Source organism: Bacteroides sp. HF-162 (assembly GCF_015679285.1).
Classification (GTDB): Bacteria; Bacteroidota; Bacteroidia; order Bacteroidales; family Bacteroidaceae; genus Bacteroides; species Bacteroides uniformis.
Map to the genome: position 1 here is coordinate 2,880,915 of NZ_CP064937.1, position 14,469 is coordinate 2,895,383.

15 protein-coding genes are annotated in these 14,469 nt (G+C 40.4%); 14 read left to right on the forward strand and 1 reads right to left on the reverse strand.

Annotated features, from left to right (window positions below; genetic code table 11):
* Positions 1 to 7: 7 nt before the first annotated feature.
* Positions 8 to 439 (forward strand): hypothetical protein, encoded by a 432-nt coding sequence (locus ITJ87_RS11865; protein WP_004326765.1) that lies wholly within the window; start codon positions 8 to 10, stop codon positions 437 to 439.
* A 69-nt stretch (positions 440 to 508) separates the two neighbouring features.
* Here ITJ87_RS11865 and ITJ87_RS11870 read toward each other — a convergent pair whose 3' ends face one another.
* Positions 509 to 1,999: a BACON domain-containing protein gene (locus ITJ87_RS11870; protein ID WP_196096231.1), complete on the reverse strand. Its 1,491-nt coding sequence runs from the start codon at positions 1,997 to 1,999 to the stop codon at positions 509 to 511.
* A gap of 471 nt (positions 2,000 to 2,470) precedes the next feature.
* Between ITJ87_RS11870 and ITJ87_RS11875 the strand changes: the two genes are divergently transcribed.
* The 13 genes from ITJ87_RS11875 (at position 2,471) to ITJ87_RS11935 (ending at position 14,453) form a co-directional block, all read left to right on the forward strand.
* On the forward strand, positions 2,471 to 2,983 hold the full coding sequence (locus ITJ87_RS11875; protein WP_196096233.1) for a hypothetical protein: 513 nt from the start codon (positions 2,471 to 2,473) through the stop codon (positions 2,981 to 2,983).
* A 4-nt stretch (positions 2,984 to 2,987) separates the two neighbouring features.
* Positions 2,988 to 5,858, forward strand: a complete 2,871-nt coding sequence (locus ITJ87_RS11880; protein WP_005794390.1) for a hypothetical protein — start codon at positions 2,988 to 2,990, stop codon at positions 5,856 to 5,858.
* A complete protein-coding gene (locus tag ITJ87_RS11885; RefSeq protein ID WP_117708019.1) occupies positions 5,855 to 7,060 on the forward strand; it encodes a hypothetical protein in 1,206 nt (401 codons plus the stop codon). The genes ITJ87_RS11880 and ITJ87_RS11885 overlap by 4 nt, the downstream gene beginning before the upstream one ends.
* A gap of 1 nt (position 7,061) precedes the next feature.
* The gene (locus tag ITJ87_RS11890; protein WP_196096235.1) at positions 7,062 to 7,295 is read left to right on the forward strand and encodes a hypothetical protein; all 234 of its coding nucleotides are present in this window, start codon (positions 7,062 to 7,064) and stop codon (positions 7,293 to 7,295) included.
* On the forward strand, positions 7,279 to 8,301 hold the full coding sequence (locus ITJ87_RS11895; protein WP_196096237.1) for a hypothetical protein: 1,023 nt from the start codon (positions 7,279 to 7,281) through the stop codon (positions 8,299 to 8,301). The genes ITJ87_RS11890 and ITJ87_RS11895 overlap by 17 nt, the downstream gene beginning before the upstream one ends.
* A gap of 18 nt (positions 8,302 to 8,319) precedes the next feature.
* Positions 8,320 to 9,639, forward strand: coding sequence for a hypothetical protein (locus tag ITJ87_RS11900; RefSeq protein ID WP_196096239.1), 1,320 nt, complete (start codon positions 8,320 to 8,322; stop codon positions 9,637 to 9,639).
* Between the two features lie 516 nt (positions 9,640 to 10,155).
* Positions 10,156 to 10,971, forward strand: coding sequence for a hypothetical protein (locus tag ITJ87_RS11905; RefSeq protein WP_005794376.1), 816 nt, complete (start codon positions 10,156 to 10,158; stop codon positions 10,969 to 10,971).
* Between the two features lie 245 nt (positions 10,972 to 11,216).
* Positions 11,217 to 11,699, forward strand: a complete 483-nt coding sequence (locus ITJ87_RS11910) for a hypothetical protein (RefSeq protein WP_224205385.1) — start codon at positions 11,217 to 11,219, stop codon at positions 11,697 to 11,699.
* A gap of 21 nt (positions 11,700 to 11,720) precedes the next feature.
* Positions 11,721 to 12,116 carry a hypothetical protein gene (locus tag ITJ87_RS11915; RefSeq protein ID WP_005794372.1) on the forward strand — a complete coding sequence of 132 codons (396 nt, stop codon included), beginning with the start codon at positions 11,721 to 11,723 and terminating at the stop codon, positions 12,114 to 12,116.
* 6 nt (positions 12,117 to 12,122) lie between these two features.
* The gene (locus tag ITJ87_RS11920) at positions 12,123 to 13,298 is read left to right on the forward strand and encodes a hypothetical protein (RefSeq protein WP_004326739.1); all 1,176 of its coding nucleotides are present in this window, start codon (positions 12,123 to 12,125) and stop codon (positions 13,296 to 13,298) included.
* Positions 13,299 to 13,300: 2 nt separating this feature from the next.
* Positions 13,301 to 13,564, forward strand: a complete 264-nt coding sequence (locus tag ITJ87_RS11925; protein WP_004326738.1) for a hypothetical protein — start codon at positions 13,301 to 13,303, stop codon at positions 13,562 to 13,564.
* Positions 13,565 to 13,591: 27 nt separating this feature from the next.
* Positions 13,592 to 14,059: a hypothetical protein gene (locus tag ITJ87_RS11930; protein ID WP_005794369.1), complete on the forward strand. Its 468-nt coding sequence runs from the start codon at positions 13,592 to 13,594 to the stop codon at positions 14,057 to 14,059.
* Positions 14,037 to 14,453, forward strand: coding sequence for a hypothetical protein (locus ITJ87_RS11935; protein WP_005794367.1), 417 nt, complete (start codon positions 14,037 to 14,039; stop codon positions 14,451 to 14,453). The genes ITJ87_RS11930 and ITJ87_RS11935 overlap by 23 nt, the downstream gene beginning before the upstream one ends.
* Positions 14,454 to 14,469 lie beyond the last annotated feature (16 nt).

The window sequence follows — 14,469 nt, forward strand, 5'->3', positions numbered from 1 at the left end:
AATCAATATGGAATTAGTAGAATTTATGAGCAACAAAGAATGCGTTGTAGAAACATTCAAAGTAAATGGTCTTATTGCAAAAGACAATACGGTAACAGAGAAAGGTTTAATGGCTATACAGTTCTATTTAGATATGATAGAGCAAAAGAAGCCAGAATTAGAAAATTGTCAAACGGCTTATATGTCATGTAGTGAGGTGGAGGAATGGGAAAAGAAAAACGCTGCGGCTTCGGTAAGTTTTGACAGCGGAGGGGTAGTCGAGTTTCTCCCGATAGAAATGTTCTCAAAAGATGCTAAAATAGAAAAGGGAGGTGGCATAAAAGGTATGCTTATTTCAATGTGCGATTGCGCATGTGAAGATGAAATATCCGAAATAGTATCTTCAAATGATGAAATTCGTAAATTGAGAGATGCGCTTAACAAATATCTCGAAAGCTGAATACTTTTGGCTAAGAGTGGCAAAATGCACAAAATAAATTGGGCTGACTTCGGAGCCAGCCCAATTGGATTAATAACTTGTTGTTGCGTCAATCTTGACACTTTCGGATATAATATTTTCTGAATCATTATATCTGTATGTAACTATTGCATTCCATTTAGAAAGCGTTTCATAAAAAACATTGTCTATGACGTATATTCCGTAATCTCTTAAATTTATTTGATTTGATTGCCAACGCACTCTATCAGTATTATTAGAATCGAAGCTATTAGTAGTAGTTATTAGTTGATTGTTTTCATCTGTGATGCTAATTCCCTCAATCTTAAACTTCTCATTTCTGTTATTGGAATATATTTGCCCGGCAAAATTGATAAGAAATTTATTTTCATTTTGTTCAATTGTTCCCAAGCCTGCCTTTAAATAACAACATTGTACATTTATATCGAATGAAGAAGATATTCCGCTATAAGGAAGGTTGGCTGTAATTCGAGTTTGCCCGGTTCGGCCTTGACTATTACATATAACTGTACTGCCAGCAATGGAAACCAAGTTTTCATTTTCAGATGTGAGCACTAAATCTTTTATATAAGCATTTGCAGGTTCTACTACAATCTGTGGGATGAATGAATACCCCCAGTTCCCCTCAAAACAAGAAGCTGATAAGTTTCCTCCCCATACATTGTATAACTGAATACTTTCTGCCTTTATTTTGGCAGTAATATAAGCTATTGCGGTTTTATCTGCCCTATTGTTATATGCTGAAATTATGCTTGTACCGTTAGTTTTAATATTGAGTACACCATTCTGATCTACTTCAATAATATCACTATCTGATGAAGTCCATTCCAAAGTCTGATCTGAACTGTTTGCAGGTATAAATACGGGATGTAATGCAAGATTGGCATTTCTATCAAAAAATAGGTTTGTTCCTTCTTGGAATGAAACTGATTGCATTGGGATGAAACCTTCTTGCGTAATAGTGAAATCTTTTGAAATATTATCTCCCTTCAAAGTGATTGTACCTTGCCGCTGTAAGGAAGAGTTTTCATCCACAGTGATCGTTATCTTTCCATTGGATAAAGTTCTTGTTTTTGCGGCATGAACCCAGTTCATTGTTTCAGGAATAACAATTTCCATATTGACATTGGATTTGTAGGTAAATTCTTTGGTACCACCTTTCCAGCCAAAAGTAGAGTTTTGTTCAGGAATTAAAATAGCATCCTTTTGGGATTGTGATATATTTATTTGTATCGGTTCAAGAAAGCCGTCAGATGTTATTAGTATAAATCCAGTTCTTTTGTCATAATCAGGATTGGTTGCAACAGAAATTGTCACTTGTGCGTTCCCACTACCTTCTTTGGATGATGATACAGTTATCCATTCAAATGGATTATCATCAATATACCAGTTTGTGTTTGAGGATATTGAAATTGTTTGACTGCCACCATTACTATCAAATTCAAGACTGTTTTCGTCAATTGTTGTATATTTCTCTTCATCTTCTGATGAACATGCGGCGAATATCATTACGCATATAAGTGTAAATAGGACTTTTTTCATTTCTTGTATAATTTGTTTGATAAATATTTTATATCACTCTTAAATCTTTTAGTATCAAAACGGTTTTCAGGAAAGTCAACGTATATAATTAGGAACAACGCAAATAAGGGGAGTAATATTACTTCAATAATAGCCCAGTGCCACCCTAACACACTGAAACAAATCAGTAGGATTACTACTAACCAAACTAAAACTCCTAACATATAATAACCTCTTTTATAATTATAGACAAAAGTATTAATAATAAGTGTATTAATTAATGATATTTTTTATGTTTTTCAACATACACGTGGAAGCAAGTTAGGGGTTGAGTATAATAATCTACTAAAAAATACTTTTATGGTATTATTTTCTATGATTATATAGAAAATACAATTATATTTGCGTTGAAATAAGATTAAAGTATAAGGCCATAGAGCTTGTTGTGGAGACTAAATATCTCTGCGGCAAGCTCTTTTTTTATATGTGTATATGAACGAACCGTATTCTATTTTGATGCAGAAAACTACCGAGAATGCTCCGGTCAAAGACAGCTTGGCGCATTTTGGAATTGTGTGCACTGAATTTCCGTTCAAGCCGGGTGGGGAAACGAAAGATTTACCCAAACGGGATTGGCCGGATGAAGACGGTGAAGATACTTACATACCCGATAAGCTGCTATTAAAGGCATACGACTTGGAAGCCGAGATGTGTTATAAGGGGGATTTGGGTACTGCATACGATAAAATTATGGCCTTTCAAAACTATCTCACGGGGGAGAATGGTGACGGTGCCACCTTGAAAATGTATAACTCGCACACGGGTATCGGGCGACAAGGACTTTACTTACTGGAGGTTGGAGATTTTGAATTTAACAAGTCCAATATGGATGAAGTCTTGACCTTCCCGGTAAAATTTAGAGTAACTGATCCTCGAACTCAAATAATCCCCTCGTATAGTGTTGCGGAACCGACAAAGATAGTTGCATTGGTTGAAAAAGTATAGCTGTATGGCATGGAAGGTTTATGATAAAACTGGCAATACGGTACGTTGTACGCTGAAAAGTTTGGAGTATAATGGTACATGGATGGGTGCATGTTTTGTGACAAGCACTCTGAAAAGTGCCGTGCCCATTCTTTTTGAGATAGGTGACTATGTTATGTACCGTGGCGAGAAGTTTGAGATAAACTATGATCCTACGGCATTAAAAAAGGCGGCAAGAAAAACTTCGGGAGAAGCGTTTGTTTATGATAACATAAAGTTTAACTGGCCGGGAGATGAATTGACGCGATGTGATTTTCTTGATTATGTGAAAAGTGATAATCAGATACACTTCACTTCTTTGCCAAAGTTCAGTTTCTTTGCTTCGTCTATACAAGATTTGGCAGACCGTGTTCAAGTAAATCTTGACCGTATATATACCGGAGCACAAAAATGGACGGTTGTCGTACACCCTGAATATGTGAGCACTACCAATGTAAACATTGATGTGAACAATATAAAGGTATGGGGTGCATTGGAGTTGCTCAATTCAAAATTTGGTGCGAACTTTGTTATTCGTGGCCGAACAATAACAATCGGTACTGCCGGTATTGCTGTGGGCAATATTTTCAAGTATGGACGTGGAAACGGTTTGTACGAAATTCAACGTACAGCCGATGCGGATCAACAGATTATTACGCGATTGCGTGCATACGGTAGTACAAGAAATATGCCTAACCGGTATTATAATAAGCTCTCAAACAGTTCTCTTACCAATTATTTGCCGAATAACATGGCCGTGGAAAATCTGATGTTACCTGATTTTCCTAAGACAACGCTTGATCCATATATTGACAGCAAGAATATTGCTGTGCTTGGCATTCGGGAAGGGAGTGTTTATTTTGACGGTACCGGTGATTTGGAAGAAATATGTCCTTCAATGGAAGGTATGACCGCCGAACAGTTGAAAGATGCAGGTATTTATGTATCGTTGGATGCCGGGGATAATGGCAATCTTGACGAAGTGGCTGATGCCGAACAACTGACAGATGATGGTACAATGGATAGCCTGAAAGAAGGTGAAGATGTCCCACCTTTTACAATAACGCTAAAAGATGTTGGTTTCAATATAAACGATTACCTGACTTCTGAAACAGCCACCATTAGCATGAAAAACGGCATGTGTGGTGGCCGGGATTTTGAAATAACCAAATGTGAGAAGAAGGGCAATAAATATGTGCTGACTTGTAACCGTGTATATGATGAAAGTCTGAAATTATATTTCCCATACAAGGATTACAATATAAAGTCCGGTGACAAGTTTGTCCTGCTTTATATTGATATGCCGGACGTTTATATTCAGGCTGCTTCACAACGGTTGCTTGCTACCGCGAAAAAATATCTTGCAAAGAATGACTATGTGCGCTATTCGTATGAACCGAAGGTGGATGATATTTTCATGGCACGCCAACATGATGAGGCTGTTGCAAGGGGGGAAGCAAGCATACATGATACTTTGAAAGAAGGGGACTTGATGCTATTCACTGATAGCGATCTTGGTATTGAAGGCAGCATCATTATTGATACCCTTATTATCAAAGAGGGAGAAAATATGATACCGAAGTACACTATGACACTTCGGGAGGAAAAGGCTGTTGGATCGCTTGAAAAAATCCAAAATCAGATAGACTCTATTGCAGGTGGTGGGCAGGGAACCGGTGGCTTGAATACCCAACAGATACAGTCTATCATCCGTTCACTGGGCAATCAGCTTTTTCTTTCGCGCACCCACAATGATACGGCAGCTGGGCTTATCGGCTTCTTAGCCGGTGCTATCTTTGGTGCAAGCGGTTTTGCAGAGGGTTTGACCGGCTTTGGGGCGAAAATAGACAGCATGGGACGTGGGTATATGGAAAGCCTCACGTTACGCAGGTTTTTAGAGGTGCCGGAATTGCGTTTTAACCGTGCTGAAATTGTGCTTGGTGACAAATGGCGTTCTCCCGGTGCTGGAATTATAGAGAGTGTTGAGCCTGATTATGATGCTGATGGTAACTTGCTACGTTCCGGGACAATAAGTTTGAAATTACAAGACGGTGAAATAGGTGCTGTGGCTGTGGATGATATTTGCATGGGGTATTTCCATGACTATGAAACGCCGGGGAATAATGCGGTATCTGATATAGATGATAGCCGTGGCAACCGTATGTTTGCCGGTTTCTGTACAATCTATTTTCGTATTACAGAAATATTGGATGCCGGAACAAACAAAAGGTTTCGCTATGTGCTTCGTGGTGTTTCTGATCGTTGGCAATATTCTTTCCATCCGTGTGAGGCTTTGCATTTTGTCGCTTATGGCAACTTTACAAACAAGGAACGCCAGACTTCCGCTTATGAGACGAGGACATACCGCCGTTTCTTGGTAGGGGTAAATGACTGGGAGTTTACAAAGAGTATGGTTGCAATGCAGGATGGGGATTTGAGCAATCTCAACATCTTCGGGTTGGATATGACCGGTTATTCCGCTTATCTGAATAACATTTATATGACCGGCACAATCGAACAGTTACAGATAGATGCACCAGTACGCATTGAGATTGATACGCAAGGTGACAATTTTCTTGCTTATGGTGAATCAATGGAAATTACTTGCAAGGTCTTTAAAGGTTGGGAGGATATTACAGACACAGTTAGACAATGGGCTATCCGAAGGGATAGTGGAGATACCGCCGATGATGAAGCTTGGAATATCAAGCATAAAGATTTCAACGGTTCAATAACGATACATAACACAAAGGAAATTAGTGATTTAGGAAATAATTCAGTAACAGTGGTAAGTACCTTGTTTACCATAACGGCAACAAATGATACTGCATCAGTAGAAGCAATTGTGACGATATGATAGAGAGTGAAAAGAAAAGAATCAGAAAAGAGTTTCAACCGCTTACGATTGCAGTAAGCTTGAAGATAATGACACCGAACAGTCCGGCCAATCAGGTCTATAATCCGGTGGCAAATGAATATGATCCTGACCGTGGGGTTACTCCGCTGGTGATTTTACCGGAAGTCATAGCGAATGCCGCTGACGGTAGCTGGGATATGCCTTATGTTAATTCTTTGTTGGCAGAAATGAACTGGTTTGCTAATGGAGAGAATATTTCTGCAATCAGTTCATGGAATGGGAAGTACAGTATAGATACGGTTGGAGATACACGCGGTGCCATTACCATAAGCAGAAATGTGGCTCCGGGTGAAAGTTTTGAGTTGCATTTTGAGGGTCTGATAGCTGATACCCGGCTTGGGGTGAATATTCCCATTAAGACTGACCCTATCATATTGACAACGGTAGATAAGAGTGAAGATACCTACGGTTTGTCTATTGGGGATAGTCAGATAATCCAGTACAATCCATTTCTTGACAAACTCTTGTTGTATGATTACAAGGTAGCCAACAAATTGATTTCCGCATCTACGGCCAATAGGAATGCGGCTTTGGATGAAAATTCATACGAGCGCACCATTCCACTTATGGTAACAAAGGGAGTGAATAAAATAACTACCGGATATACGATTGAACTTTATCAGGTAAACAGCATATCCAGTCAAACGAGGATGACTACTGCAAATCACGAAATTGTGGCTTTGTCTTTAACCAGTCTGACAATGGATTTGCGTTTGATCGAGAAAGGGGATTATTTGCTGTTGGTGAAGGTTGGTGGAAAGGAGGTTGCAAGACAGCAATTCTCCGTCAATCGTGTTTATCCCAAATTTACGTGCATACCGGCAAGTCAGGCTTCCATCAATCCTGATGAAATCCTGCACAGGAATATAGCTATGGTACAGTGGAATGGCGAAATTGTGCCGATACCGGCACCGATTATCCGCATGGTATGGTTTACGGATAGTGCAAATAAGACCGGGGTACAATGGCAGGAAGGAGAAAAAACTGTGATAATGTTGGATGGAACCGGTATTGGTGAAACTTATCTTGATGATTGGTTGGATGTGTACATTAAGGCCGAGCAGAAAAAGGCTTTCTCTGTATTAACAGATGGAACAAATGAATATACGGACAGTAACGGGAACATATATATAAATAATTGACATGAGGTATGTTGTAGCAAATAAGGAAAAGGCTTTGGATGCCGGGGTTCTGTTGTTGGGGCACTTAGTAAAGGGAGAATCCATTGTCTTGAATGAAAAGGAGGTAATGTGTCTGCCTTCTCTTGATGGAGAACTGGAAGATAGAATACTGTTGTTGGACGGTATTGTTTATACTAATACAAGCATGAATAAAATTATATCAGAAGGAGGTTGGGAATATGGCAGAAAATTATAGTGCCCAAAATAGCATCACAATCAAACGTCTTCGTTCCAATGACAGTTTGATGCTGACTTTTGAAAATAATGGCATTCCATTGTTTCAGGCCGTAGATGAAGCAAGTGGGGCTGTCTCTCCTGATTGGAGTATAGCTGCGAATCAGCCGGTACGGACACCCAAAGTGACTTCAGCGCGTGGGTTGGCGGTCAGTTTGTCGCGCCATAGTTGGGCTTACAATGGAGTGGCTTTAAATTTTAACGGCACGGAAAGTGGAGGTTGGAAAAAAGACAGTACGGGCAAATTCTCTTTGAATACCAGTACCGGTGCCATTAAAATTATCGGAAACTTGGCGAGCAAAACGAATATTGCGGGAGATACATTGACTTATTCATGTGTCGCTTCTACGGCAGGTGTTGAGTATAATTTGACCGGGGAACTGCCTATTGCCATTCAGAATATGGGAGCCAGCTCTTACTATCTTGCCATTCTTGCGAGTACTGAACAGCTGACAAGCCAAGTGACAAGTTGCACATTGACTACAAAATTGTATGCTAGTGCCAATGCGATTACCGATTACTATGTAAAATGGTATAAGGACACGACGGCTTGGGCTGATAAGAACGGGCAAAAGAGTATAACTGTTACTCGTGGTGATGTGGATGGTACCCAGTTGTTCATAGCGGAAGTTTATCAGTCTTCAGGTGCTTCACAACCGATAGCACGTGCCGGGGTACGCATTGTTGACACGGCAGATGAATTTCAGATTGTGTGTTATATAACTTCTTCTAACAAAGAGGTTGATACCGGACAGCCCGTTACTGTAAGTGCCAAGATTGTAAATATGACTACTGGATCAACTTATACTCCTACTTCCGCATCGTGGACTATGGATGTGATGGATAAGGAAAACTGGAAGAGTTTGAAGCATTCTACAATAAATTCCATATCTGTGACAACAACGGAAACTGATAGGAACGGGACTCAATATGATGTTGATGTTTTGGCAGAATGTAAATTTAATTAACAAAAACAAGATAATATTATGGCAACTAAAGGATTAGGAAATGAAACATTGGTGACTTCCATTCTGCGCTCCAATACAGTGCTGGTAGAAGTTGGTGGTAGTGTTAGACGCATTACCGTAGAAAACTTCATGAACGCTATCAATAATGGCGATGAACAAATGTTGAGGCAGGTGGCTTGGGGGATTCCAATCAAACAATCAACCCAAAGTAGCACAAACTATGGTGTTATAGGTAATACTGCTGCATGGACGGAATACAAGTTGTATTGTGGCCGTTATCTCGTAACGAATGATGGAAGGGCAGCTAAAATGTCCCCTACCAATAGTGCGGTGTTTGCTGATGGTACTGCGGTAGATGAAACCAAAGGGCACGTGATGTGGATAGGGCCACGTTTGTATTATCGTGTACAGACTGACAGTGTGAGTGGTTTACCAGTCTTATGGCTCTCGATGCTACCTATTGGCGGTGAGTTTATTGGTGGGGCAAACGGTGGAATGTATAATTGTATTGGGGCATATAAAGGCTCCATGTCAGGTAGTGCACTTGTCTCACGTTCAGGAGTTGCACCGGCAGGCAGCAAGACAATCAACGCATTTTGGAATGCTGCACAAGTGAACGGTAAGGAATGGGGACTGACCGATTACGATCAGAGAAAGCTTATTATGATGTTGGGGCTGTCCCAGTACGGAGATACCAATATTCAAGCCAAACTTGGTTATGGTGTGGGTGGTAGCTCCAGTAAAGACTTGTGGGCTGCTGCGGCAGCATTGCAAACTGGCGCAACAAAGAGTCTCGGTGACAATTGGGGCAAAATAGCTATTTCTGTGGTGAATGGAAGTAATACTGGAGTGGATTGTTCACGGGTGAACATGATGGGTATAGAAGATCCTTATGGGTGGCAGTGGGAATTTCTGCAAGGAGTATTTTGCGGTAGTTCCAACAATAGTGCTCAAAGTGGAACGGAAATTTTCATTTACAAAGGAAACCGTTTACCGACTACTGCTGAATTAGCTGCGCATCCAAATGGTGAATACAGACAAGCTACCCGTCAGACAGCTTCCGGTCAAGTGCAGGAAATAATTCTTGGGGAGCATTTTGATATTTTCCCGAAAAAGATTGGTGGAAACAGCACTTCTTATTGGGCTGATTATTCATGGGCAAACACTACTGGGCAGCTGGTTCTGTGGGGCGGTACTGCGAATGTCGGTGCGAATTGCGGCCTCGCTTGTGCGAGCTCGGATATCGGTTGGTCGAACTCGCTTGCGGGTATCGGCTCTCGCCTTGCGTATTTTGGGAATTTAACATTTGTTAGCGGTGCATCTTTGATGGCTGCATAATAGATTTTGAAATATTAGTTCTTTGAATTTCAATTAATTAAAACCCGTCCACCTTCTCGTTTTACGGCAACGGATAACGGGACGAAAGCCGAAAGGCGTGGACGGTTGGCAGAGGGGAACAAGAGCTGGTTCTTTGGGGCGGTAATGCGAATAACGGTGCGAATTGCGGCCTCGCTTATGCGAACTCGAATAACGATTGGTCGAACTCGAATGCGAATATCGGCTCTCGCCATACTTATTTATCGTAGAGTAATCTGCGAGTTCTCCGAGCCATGACCTTGCAGGATTTATATCGTTGCAACGTAGTAATCAATTGGTTACGATGTCAGAAAATCAAGAATGCGGAAAGGTTGCCCAATTTGCGAAAGGCAACAAGCGGTGTTAGTAGGTTGGTTCTCGAAAGCTCCGGGCGAATTATTCAAGCAAGTAAAAACAGCTTGCAGTTATCGGAATAATTAAAATAGTCTGAACAAGACAAAATTGGAAGTATGGTGTAAATTTTAAAACAAAGCAGCAGTGAATATTGGAAGAAGTGATATTGATTGGAAGAGTCTATCGCATAATGAAATTGATAGAATTATAGCGGAAAGGATAGAGGCTGACAATAAACGGATAGAAGCAAACGGTGGAAAGAAATCTAAAAGAGCCGGGTATATTCTTGAACGTATAGCAGAGATAAATAATTTACGTGAAGCGGACAAAGAAGCACAAGATGGGAAGGTTAAGAAAAACCGCTTTATCAGGCGGCATAATCTACACCCGGAAGAAGACCTCCGAGCTTTGCAGTTGATGATCCTGACATTGGATTTTCCGGCACCGGATTATAGCGTAATGAGAGTAAAAAGTGATGCAGGAAAGGTTCGAGATATTGTCAAACAGAAATATTTCCCGTGGCGTATATTGCACCATGCAATTATGAGGGTGATTGAAGAAGATGTTTATAGAAATTTGATTTATGATACAAGTGCGTGTATCAAGGGAAAGGGATTACATTTTGGAGTAAGGAGAATGAAACGTTTTCTTCACCGGTACCCGGAATACAAATGGTTCGTAAAGACTGATTTCAAAAAGTTCTATCAAAGTATTCTTCATGAGCTTATTGTTGCTGCATTGAGAAGGAAATTCAAAGATGAACGATTTATTAAATTGATCGAGATAGCTGTTTTATCGTATGACAGCGGAACAGAGTTAGTTGACGTATTGGAGAATGAAGTTGAACGGAAGAAGAGGTGTTCCGATTGGAGCATTTACAAGCCAACCTATCGGGAATTTTGCGGCAAGCCGGATAGATCATACAATGAAGGAGAAATATCGTGTCAAATGCCTGCATAGATATTGCGATGATAATGTTATGCTGGCTCGTTCTAAGGCCGAAGCGTTGTTTCTTATTCGTGCGTATGAACGGGAAAGTGCAAAAGTTGGGTTGGTAGTTAAAGCAAACAGTTGTATTGCTCCGATAGGAACAGAAACAAAAAATGGGAACAAAAAGCATAGAAAGCGAAAACGTAGTAAGAGGAAGAAGGATTAACTTTTTGGGCTATTGCTTCACGAAAGATAATGTTCGGATGCGTAAAAATATGAAAAAGAACTTTGCCCGAAAGGTGAAACGAATAAAAAGCCGGAAACGTAACCGCGAGATACGAGCTTCATACTGGGGCTGGTGTAAGTGGGGAGATTGTAAGAATTTATGGAGAACAATAACAAATAATGATATGAGTTTTGCAGATAAAGGTATCAAACAGAGTGGTAGAACAAAGGACGGAAAGAAGTTCTTCGATGTAAAAGAGACAAGATTGATGGATATTCTCAATGTCCCTATAACAGTGGTGGACTTTGAAACGAATGTGAAGACAAAGCAAGGTGAAGGTAGATATTGTGTTCTTTTTGAACAGAACGGACAACGTAGCAAATTCATAACGAACTGTTACAATCTGAAAGATGTGTTGGATCAGGCTCGCGAAGCGGAGAATAACGGTCAGAAGATTTTTCCAGTGGAAAATGTGATTGTCAAGCGGCGTTCGTTAGGTGACGGGAAGAGTGCTTATTATTTTGAAGAATAATTATAAAAATGGAGGTAATTTATGAAAAGTTATGGAACTCTTGTAGGAGAACTGCCGACTGGTATTGAATTTGTAGTTGAAGGTGCGTTGCTACGCATTTACTTCGACTTTGAGAGAAGAGAAGCTGTTCAAAAGGCCGGTTCGGAAGATGTGGTGGTTGAAGACCAGTATGTCTGTGAAAACGTGGATGTTGAAGGGGAACATGATTATGACAGTATTGTAAGTGCCATTATCATGGAACGTTATGATGCGAATAAACGTGATGCCATTTTCGCCAACTTGGAAATGGCACGTGATATGGCTTCGGAACTTGACGAAGGTAAGCGTGCCGAATATCTGAAAGAATACACTGATTATCAGAGTTATCGTATCAAGGCTAAGGAGATCGCAAAAGAAGTATTAGCAAAATTGAAGTAATCCGGTATGGAGGCGCAAGGGCATATATTAATACGAAGAAAGGCCAAAAATGGAATTGACGGTACTAATGGGGAACCGGGGAAAAACGGGCTGCAAGGCTGTATTCTCCGGCAATCCGAATGGGCTAAAGGCATAGAGTATCGCAATGACGAGGCTTTGACTTCCGGTACCCGGTACTTGGATATTGCAATTGTGACTACCGGTGCTAATACGTTTAATGCGTATAAATGTCTGAAAACTCATACGTCCAGTGATTCCATTCCGGTGACAAATACAACTTATTGGCAGAAGTTTAATTCTTTGGTGCCAGTGTACACTCCGCTTATCATGGCTCAAAATGCTATTCTACGGTTCATGCAGGGTAATCAGCTTTTGATAATGAAGGGCGATAATAAAACGGTTGCAGCAGGTCTTGTTGGTGGTGACTATCCGTTATGGGTTGGAGCTACAACACCGACTGATGCGCCATATAAGGTGAGTATAGCAGGGAAACTCTATGCGGCTGGTGCGGTTATTTCAGGTGACAGCACTTTTGAAGGTACATTGAAAGGTGTATCAGGCTCTTTTACAAGGTTGAATTGCGTGAATGCTGCTGGTGATGCGGTTGGAGGAATCAGCTTTGGAAGTGATGGAAGAATGTGGTTTGATGGTGATATGTATCATCAAGGTACTAAGGATAACCGGTCATTACGTTTCTACACTTCTGACTTATGGTGTAGAGGCGTGTTTGGCGCAAGGGAAAGAAGCATTATGGTAGTTTACGGCTCCTATGCCTATGTGTACACAAAAGGTGCTGATAAAACCGGTACTTATATACCTTTGACTTCCGGGACTTCCTCTGCTAACGAAACTTATTATACAGTTCCTTGCTATTCGCCAAGATACGATTATAACGGTGAAACTTCGGGTTTTCCAGTTGATACGGTTATATTTAGAATAACATCGAATGTAACCTACCGTTATCTTTTGAGTCTTGCCGTCACCCAAAGGATATTCGTGGTTAATGCAAATGACAATTATAATAATGTTCAGATATATGCGAATGGAACAAAGCAAACATTGAATGGCGGTTCCATGCACCATTGTATGCAGTTGGTGGATTTTATGTATCCGTCACCGAACTCTGACTGGTTGGGAAGAGGACTGATGTTCGGTGCTTCAAATGATAATGATTGGAAGTGATTATGAAAAGGATAAATTTTGAAAGAATTGAGATATTTGTTGATATTGATAAGACGAGATGTTCCGTTGAGAACTACAAGAAGGATTTTGCCAATATCATTTATCAACTTGGCAGGGGAATAGAGGCTCATGCCCTCGCATTTAAAATATTCAACTCCAATGGAGAAATTGAGTATAACGATGAAGAGTGTAATATGATTAAGGAATACGCAAGTTTATGTTCCCCAGCCTTTATTGATGCTATCAACAAATTACTATTGGAATAAAAATAATAAACGCAAACACAAAAGGATATGAACGACATTATTGAAACATTCATTCACGACCATTTGTTTTTACATTTGGTTTTGATAGCGGTAAGTATGACAGCTATCATAATCGCAATGGGGATAGATTTTATTTCGGGGATTCAGAAGGCCAAACAGCGTGGGGAACTTCGTACCTCGAAGAAGTACAAAATGACAGCGACAAAAGCGAAGAAATATTTTAATCCGTTTCTGACACTGGTTATGATTGACCTTATATGTTGCATCGTCATTCCATTTCCAGTATTCGCTATGTTATGGGCGGTTTATTGCGTTTTCTGTGAGTTCAAATCGGTACGTGAGAAATCATGGGAAAAGGCCGAGCTTCGGAAAGCGGAAAAGACCATGAGTATAATCATTGAGAATAAGGACGATATAGCACGACTGGCCGCACAAATATTGTTTGAAACACAAAAAGAAAAGGAGGATAAAAATGACACGGGGACTACGGAATAATAATCCGTTAAATATACGGAGAAATAATACGAAATGGCAGGGGTTGTCTGCAACACAGACAGATAAAAGTTTCTTTCAGTTTAAAACTATGGCATACGGTTATCGTGCTGCTTTTAAAACTCTTCAAACTTATATTCTTAATAAGTATGATACTGACAAAGACGGCACGGCCAATGAACTTGAAGATGTTATTATGCGATGGGCACCGCCATGTGAGAACAATACTGAAGTGTATATTGCCACAGTCGAAAAGCGTTCAGGCATATCTCGTCATACAATTCTGAACAGAAACAACCGGGAACAACTTATTGCGGTGGTGGCTGCAATGAGTTATGTTGAGAATGGTGTTCCTGCAAACATGGATGAGGTAAGGAAAGGTTGGGAGTTGATATAGGAAACAAACATATAAA

Excerpts from the sequence above, each read along its gene's own strand:
- ITJ87_RS11875 (WP_196096233.1), top strand. The coding sequence starts at position 2,471 with ATGAACGAACCGTATTCTATTTTGATGCAGAAAACTACCGAGAATGCT.
- ITJ87_RS11865 (WP_004326765.1), top strand. The coding sequence starts at position 8 with ATGGAATTAGTAGAATTTATGAGCAACAAAGAATGCGTTGTAGAAACA.
- ITJ87_RS11900 (WP_196096239.1), top strand. The coding sequence starts at position 8,320 with ATGGCAACTAAAGGATTAGGAAATGAAACATTGGTGACTTCCATTCTG.
- ITJ87_RS11925 (WP_004326738.1), top strand. The coding sequence starts at position 13,301 with ATGAAAAGGATAAATTTTGAAAGAATTGAGATATTTGTTGATATTGAT.
- ITJ87_RS11895 (WP_196096237.1), top strand. The coding sequence starts at position 7,279 with ATGGCAGAAAATTATAGTGCCCAAAATAGCATCACAATCAAACGTCTT.
- ITJ87_RS11890 (WP_196096235.1), top strand. The coding sequence starts at position 7,062 with ATGAGGTATGTTGTAGCAAATAAGGAAAAGGCTTTGGATGCCGGGGTT.
- ITJ87_RS11885 (WP_117708019.1), top strand. The coding sequence starts at position 5,855 with ATGATAGAGAGTGAAAAGAAAAGAATCAGAAAAGAGTTTCAACCGCTT.
- ITJ87_RS11915 (WP_005794372.1), top strand. The coding sequence starts at position 11,721 with ATGAAAAGTTATGGAACTCTTGTAGGAGAACTGCCGACTGGTATTGAA.
- ITJ87_RS11935 (WP_005794367.1), top strand. The coding sequence starts at position 14,037 with ATGACACGGGGACTACGGAATAATAATCCGTTAAATATACGGAGAAAT.
- ITJ87_RS11910 (WP_224205385.1), top strand. The coding sequence starts at position 11,217 with ATGAAAAAGAACTTTGCCCGAAAGGTGAAACGAATAAAAAGCCGGAAA.
- ITJ87_RS11880 (WP_005794390.1), top strand. The coding sequence starts at position 2,988 with ATGGCATGGAAGGTTTATGATAAAACTGGCAATACGGTACGTTGTACG.
- ITJ87_RS11920 (WP_004326739.1), top strand. The coding sequence starts at position 12,123 with ATGGAGGCGCAAGGGCATATATTAATACGAAGAAAGGCCAAAAATGGA.
- ITJ87_RS11930 (WP_005794369.1), top strand. The coding sequence starts at position 13,592 with ATGAACGACATTATTGAAACATTCATTCACGACCATTTGTTTTTACAT.
- ITJ87_RS11870 (WP_196096231.1), bottom strand. The coding sequence starts at position 1,999 with ATGAAAAAAGTCCTATTTACACTTATATGCGTAATGATATTCGCCGCA.